At 69.1% G+C, this 15,066-nt stretch carries 17 protein-coding genes; 11 read left to right on the top strand and 6 right to left on the bottom strand.

Annotation, left to right across the window (positions count from 1 at the left end; translation table 11 throughout):
* Nucleotides 1-37 precede the first annotated feature (37 nt).
* Nucleotides 38-910, top strand: a complete 873-nt coding sequence (locus LQ771_RS10945) for an NAD(P)-dependent oxidoreductase (RefSeq protein ID WP_231349446.1) — start codon at nucleotides 38-40, stop codon at nucleotides 908-910.
* A gap of 72 nt (nucleotides 911-982) precedes the next feature.
* On the opposite strand, the gene LQ771_RS10940 is transcribed toward LQ771_RS10945, so the two are convergent.
* Entirely contained in the window at nucleotides 983-1,453 is a 471-nt protein-coding gene (locus LQ771_RS10940) for a YaiI/YqxD family protein (protein WP_231349445.1), read from the bottom strand.
* Nucleotides 1,450-2,331: a PhzF family phenazine biosynthesis protein gene (locus tag LQ771_RS10935; protein ID WP_231349444.1), complete on the bottom strand. Its 882-nt coding sequence runs from the start codon at nucleotides 2,329-2,331 to the stop codon at nucleotides 1,450-1,452. The genes LQ771_RS10940 and LQ771_RS10935 overlap by 4 nt, the downstream gene beginning before the upstream one ends.
* Nucleotides 2,332-2,469: 138 nt before the next feature.
* On the opposite strand from LQ771_RS10935, the gene LQ771_RS10930 reads away from it, so the two are divergent.
* The 7 genes from LQ771_RS10930 (at nucleotide 2,470) to pncB (ending at nucleotide 8,824) form a co-directional block, all read left to right on the top strand.
* The gene (locus tag LQ771_RS10930) at nucleotides 2,470-3,072 is read left to right on the top strand and encodes a rhomboid family intramembrane serine protease (RefSeq protein ID WP_231349443.1); all 603 of its coding nucleotides are present in this window, start codon (nucleotides 2,470-2,472) and stop codon (nucleotides 3,070-3,072) included.
* A gap of 7 nt (nucleotides 3,073-3,079) precedes the next feature.
* Nucleotides 3,080-4,024 carry a diacylglycerol/lipid kinase family protein gene (locus LQ771_RS10925; RefSeq protein ID WP_231349442.1) on the top strand — a complete coding sequence of 315 codons (945 nt, stop codon included), beginning with the start codon at nucleotides 3,080-3,082 and terminating at the stop codon, nucleotides 4,022-4,024.
* Entirely contained in the window at nucleotides 4,021-4,824 is an 804-nt protein-coding gene (locus LQ771_RS10920) for a metallophosphoesterase family protein (protein ID WP_231349441.1), read from the top strand. The genes LQ771_RS10925 and LQ771_RS10920 overlap by 4 nt, the downstream gene beginning before the upstream one ends.
* A gap of 134 nt (nucleotides 4,825-4,958) precedes the next feature.
* Nucleotides 4,959-5,738 carry a hypothetical protein gene (locus LQ771_RS10915; RefSeq protein ID WP_231349440.1) on the top strand — a complete coding sequence of 260 codons (780 nt, stop codon included), beginning with the start codon at nucleotides 4,959-4,961 and terminating at the stop codon, nucleotides 5,736-5,738.
* Between the two features lie 106 nt (nucleotides 5,739-5,844).
* On the top strand, nucleotides 5,845-6,264 hold the full coding sequence (locus LQ771_RS10910; RefSeq protein ID WP_231349439.1) for a hypothetical protein: 420 nt from the start codon (nucleotides 5,845-5,847) through the stop codon (nucleotides 6,262-6,264).
* Between the two features lie 52 nt (nucleotides 6,265-6,316).
* A complete protein-coding gene (locus tag LQ771_RS10905) occupies nucleotides 6,317-7,405 on the top strand; it encodes an aminopeptidase (RefSeq protein ID WP_231349438.1) in 1,089 nt (362 codons plus the stop codon).
* A gap of 237 nt (nucleotides 7,406-7,642) precedes the next feature.
* Nucleotides 7,643-8,824 (top strand): nicotinate phosphoribosyltransferase, encoded by a 1,182-nt coding sequence (pncB, locus tag LQ771_RS10900; RefSeq protein WP_231349437.1) that lies wholly within the window; start codon nucleotides 7,643-7,645, stop codon nucleotides 8,822-8,824.
* Between the two features lie 6 nt (nucleotides 8,825-8,830).
* Here pncB and LQ771_RS15985 read toward each other — a convergent pair whose 3' ends face one another.
* Entirely contained in the window at nucleotides 8,831-8,962 is a 132-nt protein-coding gene (locus LQ771_RS15985; protein WP_255674154.1) for a hypothetical protein, read from the bottom strand.
* A 100-nt stretch (nucleotides 8,963-9,062) separates the two neighbouring features.
* Here LQ771_RS15985 and LQ771_RS10895 point away from each other — a divergent pair, with 100 nt between their 5' ends.
* The gene (locus LQ771_RS10895) at nucleotides 9,063-9,548 is read left to right on the top strand and encodes a glutathione peroxidase (protein ID WP_231349436.1); all 486 of its coding nucleotides are present in this window, start codon (nucleotides 9,063-9,065) and stop codon (nucleotides 9,546-9,548) included.
* A gap of 24 nt (nucleotides 9,549-9,572) precedes the next feature.
* On the opposite strand, the gene dacB is transcribed toward LQ771_RS10895, so the two are convergent.
* Complete coding sequence (gene dacB / locus LQ771_RS10890; RefSeq protein WP_231349435.1) at nucleotides 9,573-11,084, bottom strand: D-alanyl-D-alanine carboxypeptidase/D-alanyl-D-alanine endopeptidase; 1,512 nt, start codon at nucleotides 11,082-11,084, stop codon at nucleotides 9,573-9,575.
* A gap of 101 nt (nucleotides 11,085-11,185) precedes the next feature.
* Here dacB and LQ771_RS10885 point away from each other — a divergent pair, with 101 nt between their 5' ends.
* On the top strand, nucleotides 11,186-11,668 hold the full coding sequence (locus LQ771_RS10885; protein ID WP_231349434.1) for an FKBP-type peptidyl-prolyl cis-trans isomerase: 483 nt from the start codon (nucleotides 11,186-11,188) through the stop codon (nucleotides 11,666-11,668).
* Between the two features lie 57 nt (nucleotides 11,669-11,725).
* Here LQ771_RS10885 and LQ771_RS10880 read toward each other — a convergent pair whose 3' ends face one another.
* Nucleotides 11,726-12,817, bottom strand: a complete 1,092-nt coding sequence (locus LQ771_RS10880; protein WP_425491264.1) for a phospholipase A — start codon at nucleotides 12,815-12,817, stop codon at nucleotides 11,726-11,728.
* Nucleotides 12,818-13,003: 186 nt separating this feature from the next.
* Nucleotides 13,004-13,612, bottom strand: a complete 609-nt coding sequence (locus tag LQ771_RS10875; RefSeq protein ID WP_231349433.1) for a hypothetical protein — start codon at nucleotides 13,610-13,612, stop codon at nucleotides 13,004-13,006.
* A gap of 170 nt (nucleotides 13,613-13,782) precedes the next feature.
* Between LQ771_RS10875 and LQ771_RS10870 the strand changes: the two genes are divergently transcribed.
* The gene (locus tag LQ771_RS10870; protein ID WP_231349432.1) at nucleotides 13,783-15,018 is read left to right on the top strand and encodes a winged helix-turn-helix domain-containing protein; all 1,236 of its coding nucleotides are present in this window, start codon (nucleotides 13,783-13,785) and stop codon (nucleotides 15,016-15,018) included.
* Nucleotides 15,019-15,066 lie beyond the last annotated feature (48 nt).

Below are 15,066 nucleotides of genomic sequence, written 5' to 3'. Positions count from 1 at the left end.
CCAGGCCGCAACCGAAGGGCACCTTCAGGAGACAAGCATGAACGTCGGATTCCTCGGCCTGGGCGCCATGGGCAGCGCAATGGCCAGCAACCTGCTCGCTGCGGGTTACGCACTGACCGTGTGGAACCGTTCCGAGGGCCCCGCCGAACCATTGGCCTCGCTCGGCGCCAGGGTCGCGCGCACGCCCGGGCGAGCAGTGCAGTGCCAGGTTGTGCACAGCATGCTGGCCAACGACCAGGCGGTGCGCGAGGTGTTCCTCGACGGCGGCGTGCTGGACGAGATGGACCGCGGCACCGTGCACGTCAACCACGCCACCATCTCGGTGGCGCTGGCGCGCGAGCTGGCCGAGGCGCACGCGCAGCGCGGGCTGGGCTACGTCGCCGCGCCGGTGTTCGGTCGCCCGGACATGGCCGCGGCCGCCAAGCTCAACATCGTGGTGGCCGGACATGCGCACCCGGTCGAGACGGTGCGCCCGTTGCTGGAGGTGCTGGGCAGCCGGGTGTGGCCGGTCGGCGAAGCTCCCGAACGCGCCAACGTGGTCAAGCTCGCCGGCAACTTCATGCTGGCCTCCGCGATCGAAAGCATGGCCGAGGCCAGCGCGTTGACGCGGGCGCATGGCGTCGGCGCGGCCGACTTCCTGGAGATCATGACCAGCACGCTGTTCGCCGCGCCGGCCTACCAGGGCTACGGTCGCCTGATCGCCGGGGAACGTTACGCGCCCCCCGGCTTCGCGCTCCCGCTGGGACTGAAGGACGTGAACCTGGCGCTTGCCGCGGGCGAGGCGGCGCGGGTCCCGCTGCCGTTCGCCGGCGTGGTGCGCGATGCGCTGATCGAGGCGCTGGCGGCCGGCGGGGAGGGGCTGGACTGGGCCGCGCTCGCGCAGGTCGCCGCCCGCCGCGCCAACCTGTAGGAGCCCACTGGTGGGCGATGCACGTGTTTCAGGTCGACATCGAAGCGCAAGGCATCGCCCGCAAGTAGACCGCTACGAGGTGCGTTGAGGGCGTTGCTGCAGCCAGCGGTCCAATTGATTGGCGAACGCCTGGCGGTCGCGCGCATGGAACGCCGCCGGGCCGCCGGTATCCACGCCGGCGCCGCGCAGCTCGTCCATGAAGTTGCGCATGGACAAGCGCTGGGCAATGGTCTCGCGCGTGTACAGCTCGCCGCGCGGATGCAGCGCCAGGGCGCCCTTGTCGATCGCCTGTGCGGCCAGCGGGATGTCCTGCGTCACCACCAGGTCGCCAGCCGCCAGGCGCTGCACGATCTCGTTGTCCGCCACGTCGAAGCCGCCGGCCACCCGGATCGCGCGCACCCAGCGCGTGGAGGGCGTGCGCAGCGTCTGGTTGGCGACCAGCGTGACCATCACCTGTACGCGCTCGGCCGCGCGGAACAGGATCTCCTTGACCGGGCCCGGGCAGGCGTCGGCGTCGACCCAGATCTGCGGCGGGCCGCTCACGCTCGGCTCCAGTGCAGCAGGCCGTCGACCACCGTGCGCGCGCGACCGCCGATCCAGATCGCGTCCGGCTCTATGCGCGCCAGCAAGCGTGCATCGTGGCCCATCTCGCGGCCCTGGCTGATTGCATAGCCGCGCGCCAGCGCGCCATGGGGTTCAGCCCGGGCGATATAGGCGGCGATCAGGCCGTTGGCGGCGCCCGAGGCCGGGTCTTCGACGATGCCGACGCCGGCGGGAAACGCGCGCACCACCAGCTGGTAATCGTCCGACGCACTGCGTGCGAAGGCGCACAGGCCCATGCTGCCGGTGGCGCGCGCAAGCGCGCCGATCGCGCTGTGGTCGGGCAGCCAGGCGCGCAGGCCGGCTTCGTCGGCCACCTCGGCCAGCCACCAGCGCCTGCCGCCGTCGACCAGCGCCGGCGGCAGCGCCCCGAGCTCGATGCCGGCGAGCGTGGCTTCGACCAGCGGGTGGGCGTCACGTCCATTGGCGAGCACGCGCTCGCCGGGCGACTTGAGCAGCAGGTCGCGCGACTCGCCCTCGCCCTCGACGCGGATCGGCAGCACGCCGGCGCCGCACTCCTGCCAGAGCACGCCGTCCACCGGTCGCGTCAGTCCGCAGGCCAGCACCGCGTGCGCGCTCCCGATGCTCGGATGGCCGGCAAACGGGATCTCGTGCCGGGGGGTGAAAATGCGCACGCGGTAGCTTGCCTGCGGCGTCGAAGGCGGCAACAGGAAGGTGGTCTCCACCAGCGCCGTCCAACGCGCGAAACGCTGCATCTCGTGGTCGCTCCAGCCGCGTGCGTCGGTAACCACGCCCAGGTGGTTGCCGCCGCCGCAGGTGGCAGCAAAGACGTCCAGATGCAGGTAGCGGATCGGTTCCATGCGTGTCCGTGGGGAGCGGGCGGATAAAGGCGCGCATGATACGCCCTGGTGTCGCACCCGTGGCCGCGCGAGTCGACAAGGCGCATGGGGGAGGCCAAGATGGACGGTCCGCCCGTTGCTCAGGAAGCCCCAGCGACCATGATCACCCTGGCCATCATCGCCGTCACCTGCATCGTCTCGTTCCTGGCGTTCAACAAACCCAAGCTGATGGACGACCTGATCCTGTGGCCGCCCGCGATCCAGCGCCATCGCGAATACCACCGCCTGGTGACCTACGGGCTGGTGCACGCGGACTTCGGCCACCTCTTGTTCAACATGCTCACGCTGTTTTTCTTCGGGCGCGCCATCGAGAGCGTGTATGCCGAGGAGCTCGGCCGGTTTGGTTTCCTGCTGTTCTACATCGGTGGCCTGGTGGTCTCGATCCTGCCGACCTACATCAAGAACCGTCGTAATCCGAACTACCACAGCCTGGGCGCCTCGGGGGCGGTCTCGGCGGCGTTGTTCGCCTTCATTCTCTTCGCGCCGTGGGCGCGCATCATCGTGTTCGTGCTGCCGATGCCGGCCATCCTCTACGCGGTGCTCTACGTCGGCTACTCGATCTACATGGACCGGACCGGCCGCGACAATGTCAACCACAGTGCCCATCTGTGGGGCGCCGCCTACGGCGTGATCTTCACCTTGCTCATCAAGCAAGGGTTGTTTACTTACTTCCTTGCGCAGCTCGTCCATCCACGCATGTAGGAGGCCAATGCCCACGCCAGGAAACAGCCAGCGACAACCATTCTTCGTGGTGCTCAACCGCCGCTCCGGCAGCGGCGACGGGGGCGCCACGGAGCAGGCGATCCGCGACGCGCTCGATGCAGCCGGGCATCCCTACCGGCTGTTCTGCGCGAAGCACCCCCGACACCTGGGCGAGCTGGCGGGCCAGGCCGTGGAAGCGGCCCGGGCGCATGACGGCGCAGTGGTCGTCGCCGGCGGCGACGGCACCATCAACGCGGTGGTGCAGGCCGTGCTGCCCAGCGGCGTGCCGCTGGGCGTGCTGCCGCAGGGCACGTTCAACTTTTTCGGCCGCTGCCACGGACTGCCCGAGGGCGATGTCGGCGAGGGGATACGCGGCCTGCTCGATGCGCGGGAAACGCCGGTGCAGATTGGCCTGGTCAACGACCGCGTGTTCCTGGTGAACGCGAGCCTGGGACTCTACCCCGAGCTGCTTGAGCGGCGCGAACGGGACAAGCGCCGCTTCGGCCGGCACCGCCTGGTCGCGCTGCTGTCGGGCCTGCGCGCGCTGCTGGGCACCTACCCGGACCTGCGTCTGTCGCTCTGCGAGGACGGCCAGCGGCAGGTGCGGCGCAGCACCACCCTGGTAGTGGGCGACAACCGCCTGCAACTGGAGAACATCGGCATCCCAGAGGCCGATGCGGTGACCCGCGGGGCGCTGGTCGGCATCGTGCTGCCGCCCCTTGCGCGCTGGCGCATGATCCTTGCGGCGATCCGCGGCCTGTCCGGCCACCTGGGCGACGTGGAGAAGGTCGACAGCTTCGCCTTCACCGAACTCGAAGTAGCCTTGCCGCGCCGACGGCAACTCAAGCTTGCGATCGACGGCGAGATCGTTCGTCTGCCGTTGCCGCTGCGCTTCCGCGTGGCACCCCAGGCGCTTCGGCTGCTGGTGCCGCGGGAGCGGAACGAGCGGTGAGCGTGTTGTTGCACGTGTCCGATTCCCATTTCGGCACCGAGCGCGCGGCGGTGCTGGAAGCGCTGAGGCGGTTGGTCCACGACTGCCGTCCTGAATTGGTGGTGCTGTCGGGCGACCTGACCCAGCGTGCACGGCCCGCGCAGTTCGCCGCCGCGCGCGACTTCGTCGCAAGCCTGCCGGCGCCGTTCCTGGCGATCCCGGGCAACCATGACATCCCGCTGTACGCCCTGGCCACCCGCCTGCGGGCGCCGTACGCGCGTTATTCGGCGGCGTTCGGCAACGAGTTGGAGCCGGCATGGTCGTCCGCGGATTGGCTGGTACTGGGGGTCAACACCACGCGCTGGTGGCGGCACAAGCAGGGCGAGGTGTCGCTGGCGCAAATCGAGCGGGTGGCGGCGCGCCTGCGCCAGGCGGCGCCGGGCCAGACGAGGATAGTGGTAGTGCACCAGCCGATGGCGGTGATCGACGAGGCCGACCGGCGCCATCTGCTGCGTGGACACGCGCAGGCGGCCGGCGCCTGGGCGGCCGCTGGCGCGCAACTGGTGCTGGGTGGCCATATCCACTTGCCCTATGTGCGGCCGCTTCCCGAACCGGGCGGCCGCCCTCTGTGGGTTGTGCAGGCCGGCACCGCGGTATCGCACCGGGTACGCCGGGACATCCCCAACTCGATCAACCTGCTCCGCCGCGATGGAAGCTCAGATACCTGCACGACGGAGCGCTGGGACTACGACAGCGCGCAGGCGGCCTTCGCCTGCCACGAGCGGCAGGTGCTCCCGCTGCGCGCCCCGCACGCATCCTGAATCGTGCGCGCTTCATTCCGCAATCGCGCATGACAGCGCAAGGTGCCCGCGCAATACTGGGCGTGCAGGTCTTTTCGCCGCGTGCGTGGCGCATGCGGGCAAGGCTGCACCGACCACCGCAGGAGTGATGACGCATGGCAACGACCCGCACGTCGGCCGCGAAGAAATCCGCGGCAAAGAAGGCAGCCGCCGGCAGCAAGGCGACGAAGAAGACCGCCGCCGCCAAGGCCGGCATCAAGACACCGATCAACCGCACCACCGCCCGTCCGGCTGCGAAGAAGGCCGCCGGCAAGTCCGCGGCGGCATCGAAGAAGACGGCTGCCAGGAAGGTCGCAAAGAAGGCGGTGCCGAAGAAGGCCGCCGCAAAGAAGGCAGCACCGAAGAAGGTCACGGCAAAGAAGGCAGCACCGAAGAAGGCCACGGCAAAGAAAGCAGTGCCGAAGAAGGCAACGACAAGGAAGCTCGCGCCAAAGAAGGCGGCCACCAGGAAGACCGCGTCGGCCGCGGCCCGCAAGGCGGCGGCCAAGGCGACGCCGAAGAAAGCGGCCACGCACAAGGCGGTGCCCGGCAACGCGGCAGGGACGAAAGCGGTAAGCAAGCCGGCTGCGAAAAAGGCCGTATCCGCAGGCAGGTCCGGCCGACCGGGCCCGGCCACGCGCAAGGCGACAGCGCCGCGCAAGGCTGCCCCGGCAACCCAGCACATCAGCCCGGAAGAAGCGGTGGCGCACATCCAGGCCCTGCTCGATGCCAAGCAGAAGCGCACCCGGCAGGCGTCGGCGCGAGGGGATGGACAGTCGCGCCCGCAGCCGCGCGGTGAATCGGCCATCCATACTCCCGAGAGCCCGCAGCTTCCCAGCGACGCGCCCAAGACCACCATCCCGGTGCACACCGGCCAGCGCGGGGCCAAGGTCTGACGCTGCCCCCGCCGCGCCCGTGCATCTGCCGGGCGCGGCGCTCAGGGCGCATTCAAACCGCCGCGACTAGCGTGACCTGCGTGACCGCCGTCACGGAGGTGAGGCCATGAAACGCATGCTTGCAGGGCTGGCGCTGGTGCTTGGCACGGCGGCGCTGTCGGGTTGCTATTACGACCCCGGGTACAGCTACGTGCGCGGTAACGGCTACCAGGGAGACGCCTATTACGGCGAAGGTCCCTCGGTGATCTACGAGCCGGACTATTACGGCTACGGCAGCTACTACGGCCCTGGCTGGGGCTACGGCTGCTGCTATTCCTCCGGGGTGAGTGTCGGCGTCAGCGGCACCTGGCATCGGGACTCCCGTCATTACCGTGGACGGGACTGGAGCCGTGACCGGCGCGACTACCGTGATGACCGACACGACTACCGCGATGACCGGCATGATCGCCGCGCGTGGCATGGGCGGGACGACCGCGACCACGGTCGGCGCGATGCACGCGACCGCCGCGATCACGACCGCGACTGACCGGTCCTAGCCGCGCCTCGTGCCGGAAGCGTCCGCTTGGCACAATCGGGACATGCCATTCCCGTCCCTCCGCAGGCGCATCGGGCGCCTGGCCACCGTCGCCTCGTGCCTCCTGCTCGGCGGCTGCGGCAGCCTGAGCTATTACGCCCACGTGGCGCATGGGCAGGCATCGCTGCTGATGCACCGCCGGCCGATGGCCGAGGTGGTGCGCGACCCGGCCACCGATCCCGGACTGGCCCGCCGCCTGGGCCTGGCCGCGCAAGCGCGGCGGTTCGCCTCCGACGCGCTGGCACTGCCGGACAACCGCAGCTACACCAGCTACGTGGATCTGCATCGGCCCTACGTGGCGTGGAACGTGTTCGCCACTCCGACGTATTCGGTCGACGCCCTGCCGCAGTGTTTTCCCATCGCCGGCTGCGTGGCCTACCGGGGCTACTTCGAGCAGGCGCGCGCGCAGGCCCGTGCGGCGGACCTCAAGGCGCAGGGCGACGACGTGTGGATCGGCCCCGTGCCTGCCTATTCGACGCTGGGCTGGTTCGCCGACCCCATCGTCTCGAGCATGCTGCGCTGGGATGACGACCAGCTGGCCGGCACCATCTTCCACGAGCTCGCACATCAGCGCCTGTACGTGAAGGGCGACACGGCCTTCAACGAATCGTTCGCCAGCTTCGTCGAGCAGGAGGGCTTGCGCGAGTGGCGCAAGGCGCGGGGCTTGCCGCCGCCCGATCCGCGCGACCAGGCGATGGAGCAGGGCTTCACCGCGCTGGTGCTGGGCCTGCGCGAGCGCCTCGAGAAGCTGTACGCGAGCACCGCAGACGCGGCCATGCTGGCGCGCGGGAAGCAGGCGCAGATCGAGGCGTTCCGGCGCCGCTATGTACAGTGGCGCGACAGTCGCTGGTCCGGAGACCCGCGTTACGACGCCTGGGTGGGTTCGCCGATCAACAACGCCAAGCTGCTGCCCTTTGGCCTGTACGACCGCTGGACCGGCGCGTTCGCGGTGTTGTTCGAGCGCGCCGAACGGCAGTGGAGTGCGTTCTATGCCGCGGTCGGCGCGCTGGCGAAGAAGTCCGGGACCGAACGGACGCGGGACCTCGAACGGCTGGCCACCTTGTCGAACCCGATCGGACCCGTGCGCCAGTAGCCCCGTTCGATCCGTCCTGCGGCCTGCGCTCAAGAGGGACGGAAAGAGTCCGCGCTCGCACCGCCTCCCGGATGGAGGGGCTCCAACCGCATGCGTTTGCGCCTGACCCCGAAAACCGGCAGCGCGCGCCTGGAGCTGCTCGTGTGCGCGATCGACGCCCGACTCGCCGAGCCGCCATCACCACTGGGATAATGCGTCCCCGATCCGGCTTCATGCCGGTTCCCGCCAGGCCAGCGCATGATCGTCCAGTCCCTGCTCGACACCGACCTGTACAAGTTCTCGATGATGCAGGTGGTGCTGCACCACTATCCCGCCGCCCATGTCGAGTACCGCTTCAAGTGCCGCAACCCCGGCATCGACCTGGTGCCGTATATCGACGAGATCCGCGCCGAACTCGACGCCCTGTGCCGCCTGCGCTTTACCCCCACCGAGCTCGACTACCTGCGCGGCTGGCGCTACATCAAGAGCGACTTCGTCGATTTCCTGGCGCTGTTCCAGCTCAACGCCAAGTACGTGGAGATCGCTCCGTCGCCGGCCGCCAACGGCGAGATCGAGATCCGCATCCGTGGTCCGTGGCTGCACACGATCCTGTTCGAAGTCCCGCTGCTGGCGATCGTCAACGAGGTCTACTTCCGCAACACCCGGCCTGGGCTCGACCTCGCCGAAGGCCGCGCGCGCCTGCGGGCCAAGATCGAGCTGTTGGGATCGGACCCCGAATACGCCGACTGCCGCATCGCCGACTACGGTACGCGGCGGCGCTTCTCGCGCGACTGGCACGAGGAGGTGGCGCGAACCCTGCGCGACGGCCTGGGTGAGCAACTGGCCGGCACCAGCAACGTATGGATGGCCTGGAAGCTCGGCCTGACTCCGCTGGGCACGCTGGCGCACGAGTACCTGCAGGCGCACCAGGCGCTGGGCCCGCGCCTGCGCGACTCGCAACGCGTGGCGCTGGAAACCTGGGCGAAGGAATACCGCGGCGACCTGGGCATCGCGCTGTCGGACGTCTACGGCCTGGATGCCTTCCTGCGCGACTTCGACATGTATTTCTGCAAGCTCTTCGACGGGACCCGGCACGACTCGGGCGACCCGTTCGCCTGGGGCGAGAAGGTGCTGGCGCACTACCGCGCCAACCGCGTCGATCCGCGCACCAAGGTCCTGGTGTTCAGCGACGCGCTGGACATGCCCCGCGTGATGCAGTTGTACCGGCACTTCCGCGGGCGCTGCCAACTGGCCTTCGGCGTCGGCACCAACCTGACCAACGACGTCGGGCCCACGCCGCTGCAGATCGTCATCAAGATGGTCCGGTGCAATGACCAGCCGGTAGCCAAGCTCAGCGATTCGCCGGGCAAGAACATGTGCGACGACCCGGCGTACGTCGCCTATTTGCGCCAGGTGTTCGCTATCGCGGCGGAGGCGTGAGGCGCGCTACAGGCCGATATGGCGGTCGCGGCGCGCACGCACGCGCACCTGCCGGCGAGGTGCCTGGCGGCACGCGGCGAAGGCCATCAGTACGAGCGTGGCGAGCGCGACCAGGGCGGAAAGCATCAGGTACAGCATGGCAGCATCGTCCCCATGGCGCCGGGCAGGACACGGCCATCGCTCATGTGCACATGCCGCCGCCGGCGTAGACTCGCCGACACCTTATGGGAGCCGGTGCATGAGCAGTGTCTACGACTTTTCCGCGCGCGACATCGATGGCCAGGAACGCTCGCTTGGCGAGTGGCGCGGGCGCTGGCTGCTGATCGTCAACGTGGCCTCCAGGTGCGGCTTCACCCCGCAATACACCGGGCTGGAGGCGTTGTGGCGGGAGTGGCGCGAGCGCGGCCTGACCGTGCTCGGCTTTCCCTGTGACCAGTTCGGGCACCAGGAGCCCGGCGACGAGGCGGAGATCCGCCGGTTCTGCAGCCTCAACTACGAGGTGAGTTTCCCGTTGTTCGCCAAGATCGAGGTCAACGGGGCCGATGCCCACCCGCTTTATCGCTGGCTCAAGCGCGAGGGCAAGGGGGTACTCGGCAGCGAGGCGATCAAGTGGAACTTCACCAAGTTCCTGGTCGATCCCGAAGGCCAGGTGGTCAGGCGCTACGCACCGACCGACGCGCCGGGGAAGATCGGCGCCGATCTGGCGCGACGGATTACCAACTGACCGTATCCCTGCAGGAGCGCGCTCCTACAACGTCTTTTCGTCCAGTTCGGCCAGCAGGATGGCGATCGCATCGACGTCGGCGCTGGCCGGCATGGCCTCCGGCGGCTCGTAGCCGTTGAGCAGGATCGCGAACGCCAGGTGCTCGCCGGCCGCGCTGGTGACGTAGCCGGCCAGGCAGTTCACGTACGACATGCTGCCGGTCTTGGCATGCACGTTGCCCGCGGCGGGCGTGCCGCGCATGCGCGAGCGCAGCGTGCCGTCGACACCGGCCAGCGGCAGCATGGCGCGCAACCGGGCGCCAGCCGGACCGTTGGCCAGGAAGGCGAGCAGACGCACCAGCGCGTTCGGCGTGGTGAGGTCGCGGCGGGACAGGCCGGTGCCTTCGCCGATCAGGCTGGCCGAAGGCGGGATCCCGATGCGATCGAGCAACCGGCGCAGCGCATGGATGCCCCAGTCGGCCGAGCTCAGAAAGCCCTCGGGTGCGAGCGGATCGTCCGTTGCCGCGGCGTGGGCGCGGGTACCGGCCAGCTGCAGGAGGTTCTGCAGGTAGAGGTTCTGCGACCGCTTGAGGCCCTCGCTCAGCAGCTTCGCCAGCGTCGGCGATTGCACTTGCGCCAGTACGGTGCTGCCTGCACGCAGAAGCCCGTCCTGCTGCGGCCAGCGCAGCACGCGCAGTTCCCCATCGAGCTTGATGCCGTGCCGCTCCAGCGCCTGCAGCAGCAGCTGGCCGGCCACGCGAGCCGGATCGGCCATCGCCAGCCGGAAGCTGCGCGGGGGTGACTGCACCGGGATGGAGCCGAAGGCGTGCAGCAACGTGCTGCCTGGAGCGCGATAGAGATTGATGTCCTCCGGGGTGCCGGCCGGTGCGGTGAGCAGGCGCCCATCCAGCGAGGTCGCCGCCGCCGGAGGGTCGAGGGCCAGTTGCGCCGGTTCGCCTGCATGCGCCGCCGGGGTCACGGTCAGTCGCCACTGGTTTTTGTACACGCTCAGGGCCGAGGCAGGCGCGGCGAAACCGGCGAGCAGGTCGGAGGCCTCCCAGCCATCGCCGATGGCCGGTCCGGCGAAGTAGCTGCTGTCGGCCACCAGATCGCCGTGCACGCGGCGCACGCCTCTGGCCACCAGCTGGCCGGCCAGCGCATCGGCCCAGTCCGCGGTGGACGGATCGGCTCCCAGCGAGGGATCACCCATGCCATAGAGCACCAGCGGCCCCTGCACGCGCCCGCGCCTGCCCGGGGCGGCACCGAGTACGCGGGTCGGAATGCGGTAGCCGGCATCCAGCCCGTTCAGTACCAGCGCCGCGGTGTAAAGCTTGGCGGTCGAAGCGGGCTGGAACAGCTTGTCCGCGTCGTGCGCGTACAGCGTGCGCCCGCTGTCCAGCGACACCACCGCGATGCCCCAGCGTGCAGCGCCGAAGCGCGGTTGGGCCAGATGCGTTTCGATGGCCGCGCGCGTGGCGGGCAGGTCCATGGTCACGGCGTGCTGCGGGGCCAGGGCCATGGCGAGGGCGAGCAGGGGAATCAGGCACGGAAGCTTCATGCCCCGCAGTATCGCAATCGCCGGTTAACGGCGCAGGCCGGTGTGACGGTCCGTCTACCACGACCTGTTAAGCTGGCCCATTGACCTACACCGAGAGTGCCATGCAGATCGCAGACAACACCGTCGCCTCCTTCCACTACACGCTGACCGACGACGAGGGACGGGTCATCGACAGCTCCGAGGGACGCGAGCCGCTGTCCTACCTGCACGGCACCGGGCAGATCGTTCCCGGCCTGGAGAAGGTGATGGCCGGGCGCCAGGCGGGCGACCAGTTCAAGGTCGACGTGTCGCCCGAGGAGGGTTACGGCCCTCGCCACGCCGAGCTGATGCAGGAAGTGCCGCGCGAGGCGTTCCAGGGCGTGGAAGACATCCAGCCGGGCATGCAGTTCCAGGGCCGCGGTCCGCAGGGCGCGATCAACGTGACCGTGGTGCGCGTGGACGACGACAAGGTGCACATCGACGGCAACCACCCGCTCGCCGGGCAGACGCTGCACTTCAATGTCGAGGTGACCGACGTGCGTGCCGCCAGTGGGGAAGAGCTGGCGCACGGGCACGTGCACGGCCCGGGCGGTCACCAGCACTGAGCGTCCCCGGACGCTTCTTCAGGAGCCCGCCTGCCTGCAGGCGGGCTCCTGCGTTCATCAGTACCAGTCCAGCAGCGACACGCCCACGCCCAGGTAGGTGGCGTTGTGGTTGTAGTCGATCAGGCTCTCGCCGTAACCCTTGAACAGCTCCATGTAGCCGCGCAGGTTGCCGGCCAGCGGGAAGCTCCAGGTGAACTGCGCCGCACCGTGGCTGCGGCTGCCGCCGCGGAAGGAATGGCGAAGCATCATGCCGAATTCGTGCCCGTTCCATTCGTGCACGATCTGCACTTCGCCGCGGCCCATGTAGTCGCTGATGTCCGGGTTGTTGTCGTCGGTGCCGCCTTCGGGGATGCGCCACCACGGGCGCAGCATCACCGTCCAGTTGCCACGCTCCAGGCCGATGTCGGCGATCACCCGGTTCCAGCTGCGCGAGAGCGGGTTGGAGCGGCCGTTGGACTGGTGGTTGATGCCGATGCCGAGCAGTCGCCCATTCCAGCCCAGCAGCTCGTAGTGCGTGTCGAAGACCAGCATCGCCTCGGGTTCGTAGTTGGTTTCGCGGAACGGACGCGAGAGGCGGTCGTTGTAGACCTGCCAGCGGGAGGACTGGGTGTAGCCCAGCCAGAGGTCGCCCGCGTCGCCGAACACGCCCTGCCACAGCTTGGTCTTCAGGCTGAGCTGGAACTTGGCCTCGACGTTTTCGAGCCGTTCCGGCGCGCTCACCGTATTGAGCGGGTTGGGGCTCCGCGGACGCTCGTTCTGGTTGCTGGTGGCGAACACAGGCAGCAGGTAGACCGGCTTGTAGCCACGCACGTTGAAGGTGCCGAGCTTGGCCTCCGGCGCCAGTTCCCATCGGCTGTCCAGCAGCGACAGCGGTGTGGCCACTTCCGGATTCCCTTGCGGGGCGACCAGGCGGCTGTCGGCATCGTGGCCGAACACGCTCGTCGACTCGACCTCTTCGTCGGCGCGCTTTTTCGCCACCGGCAGGTTCACGCGGCCGGTGGCGTGGTCGTAGCACGCCAGCCGCTGCGCGTCGCTTTCGATCGCCGTGCAGGCGCGGATGTCCATCGGGTCGGGGTTCTGCGCGTGTGCCGCGCCAACCCAAAGGCCGCCGAATGCCACCAACACCGCGGCCGTACCATGCTTGATCAAGGGCGTCGCTCCCTAAGGCAAAGGCGCGAGTCTAGCGAGCATCGACCCAACCGGCCGTGACGGTGGACTTTCCAGGCCTGCAAGCACGGTGGTGCGGGTGGCGCAGGCCCTCTGTGAGTGCACGCCCCGATGCGGCGCAAAAAAAAGCCGGCCGCGAGGCCGGCCAGGGGAGTGTCGAGCGAAAACTCAGTGCGACTGCCAGGCCTCGTATTCGCGCTGGGTGACGCGGCCGTCGCCATTCTTGTCGGCGTAGCCGAAATCATTGGCCAGGGGTGGATAGCTGGCGGCTTGCTCCATGGTGATGGACTTCTTGCCGTTGGCCAGTTGGCTGAAGTCCGGCGCAGGTCCGGCCGAGGAGGCCGGCGGCATCGAGGACTTGAATTCCACGTTGGCATTGCCGGAAGCATTCATGCCGCCGTTCATGCCGGCATTGGCATTGCCGCTGGTGTTCATGCCGTCGTCGTCGTGCATGCCCTCGTGCATACCCTGGTCGTTCATGTTGCCCGAATCATGGCCCATCGGTGGCGGCGCGCTCGATGCCGGCGGCGGCATGGTCTGCATGCCCGAGTCCGCCGGAGGAGAATTCGGATCGGTGGGCGGAGGCGGCATGGTCGACTGCGGCGAGCCGGAAGGCGGCATCGGGGCGGTTGGCGGCGGCGGTACCGGATTGCCGGGATCCGACGGCGGCGGCGGTGTGGCCGGGGGAGTCGGAACGTCCTGCGCCATCAGGGCGCCGGACGCCAGCAGCGAACCGGCGACGAGGGCGGACAGCCATGGCTTGCGGAATTTCATCATCGATACTCCATGCCAGAATGCGGGGGGCGCGGGCTGACGACAATCGATGGGGCCGTCGCGCTTCCGGCACGCTAGCAAACGATTTGTAAACGCGGCCTCATCTTGCACAGCAGGGTTCCGTGAAGTCCCAGACGAGGTTGCCTCCCGTTTCATCCGGCCGGACGGCGCCGTTGAGCCAGGCCCAGGCCCGCCGCCTGCACCTGGCCGCGCAAGGCCTGCTCCGGCCGCTCGGCCGGCGGCCGCGGCCCGGCGACGTGCCGGCGACGATCGGGCGGATGCGCCTGCTGCAGATCGACTCCATCCATGTGGTGGCGCGCAGCCCCTACCTGGTGCTGCACTCGCGGCTGGGGGACTATGACGGCGCCTGGCTCGACGAGGCACTGCTGCAGGGGCGCATCGCCGAGTGCTGGGCGCACGAGGCGTGTTTCGTGCCTGCCGCAGACCTGCCGCTACACCGCGCCTGGCGCGAGCGCGGTGCGCACTGGGCACATCGGCACGCCGAACGCATGCATCGCGAGCATCGGGCCGAAATGGACGGGCTGCTCGAACGGGTCCGCACGCAGGGCGCGGTCCGCGCCGCCGACTTTCCACGCGCCGATCGCGGCGCCGGCAGCGGCTGGTGGGAATGGAAGCCGGAGAAGCGCTGGCTGGAGGCCTGGTTCGCGCTGGGCGAACTGATGATCCCGCGGCGCGAACGGTTCCAGCGGGTGTACGACCTGGCCGAACGCGTGCTGGGAAAGCTCGATCCGCCGTTCGCACCGAGCCTGCTCGACACGCCCGGCCTGCGCGAACGCTTCATCCTCGACAGCGTGCGCGCGCTGGGCATCACCCAGGCACGCTGGATTGCCGACTACTACAGGCTCAAGCCCGGGGTGGACGAGGCCGAGCTGGCGCCGCTGGTCGCCAGGGGCGACCTGCTGGCGGTACCCGTGCAGGGCTGGAGCGTGCCCGGCTATGTCCATCGTGACCATGCGCCGCAACTGGAGCGCGTGCGCGCCGGGCAGTTGCGGGCCACCCATACCGCGCTGCTTTCGCCGTTCGATCCGCTGGTGTGGGACCGCGCCCGTGCCCAGACCCTGTTCGATTTCGAATACGCGATCGAGTGCTACACACCGGCACCGAAGCGGCGCTACGGCTACTACGTGCTGCCGATCCTGCACCGCGGCAGCCTGGTCGGGCGGCTGGATGCCAAGGCGCACCGGAGCGAGGGCGTGTTCGAGATCAAGGCGTTGTTCCTGCAACCGGGCCAGCAGCCGACCGCGCGTCTGGTGGCGGACGTGGGCGAAGCGATTGCACGGACGGCACGCTGGCATGGCACGCCCGCGATCCGCCTCGAATGCAGCGAGCCGGCGGCGTTCGGACGCGCCCTGCGCGCCCATTGGAAGACGGCGGGACAACGGCCGTAGCGCACCAGACCGACGGCGCGAGGGCCGTGCCGACGGGACGCGTCAACC

Source organism: Frateuria soli (assembly GCF_021117385.1).
In the GTDB taxonomy this organism is placed as follows: Bacteria; Pseudomonadota; Gammaproteobacteria; order Xanthomonadales; family Rhodanobacteraceae; genus Frateuria_A; species Frateuria_A soli.
The sequence above is the reverse complement of the archived record's forward strand: the minus strand, read 5'-3'. Positions and strand labels throughout refer to the sequence as shown.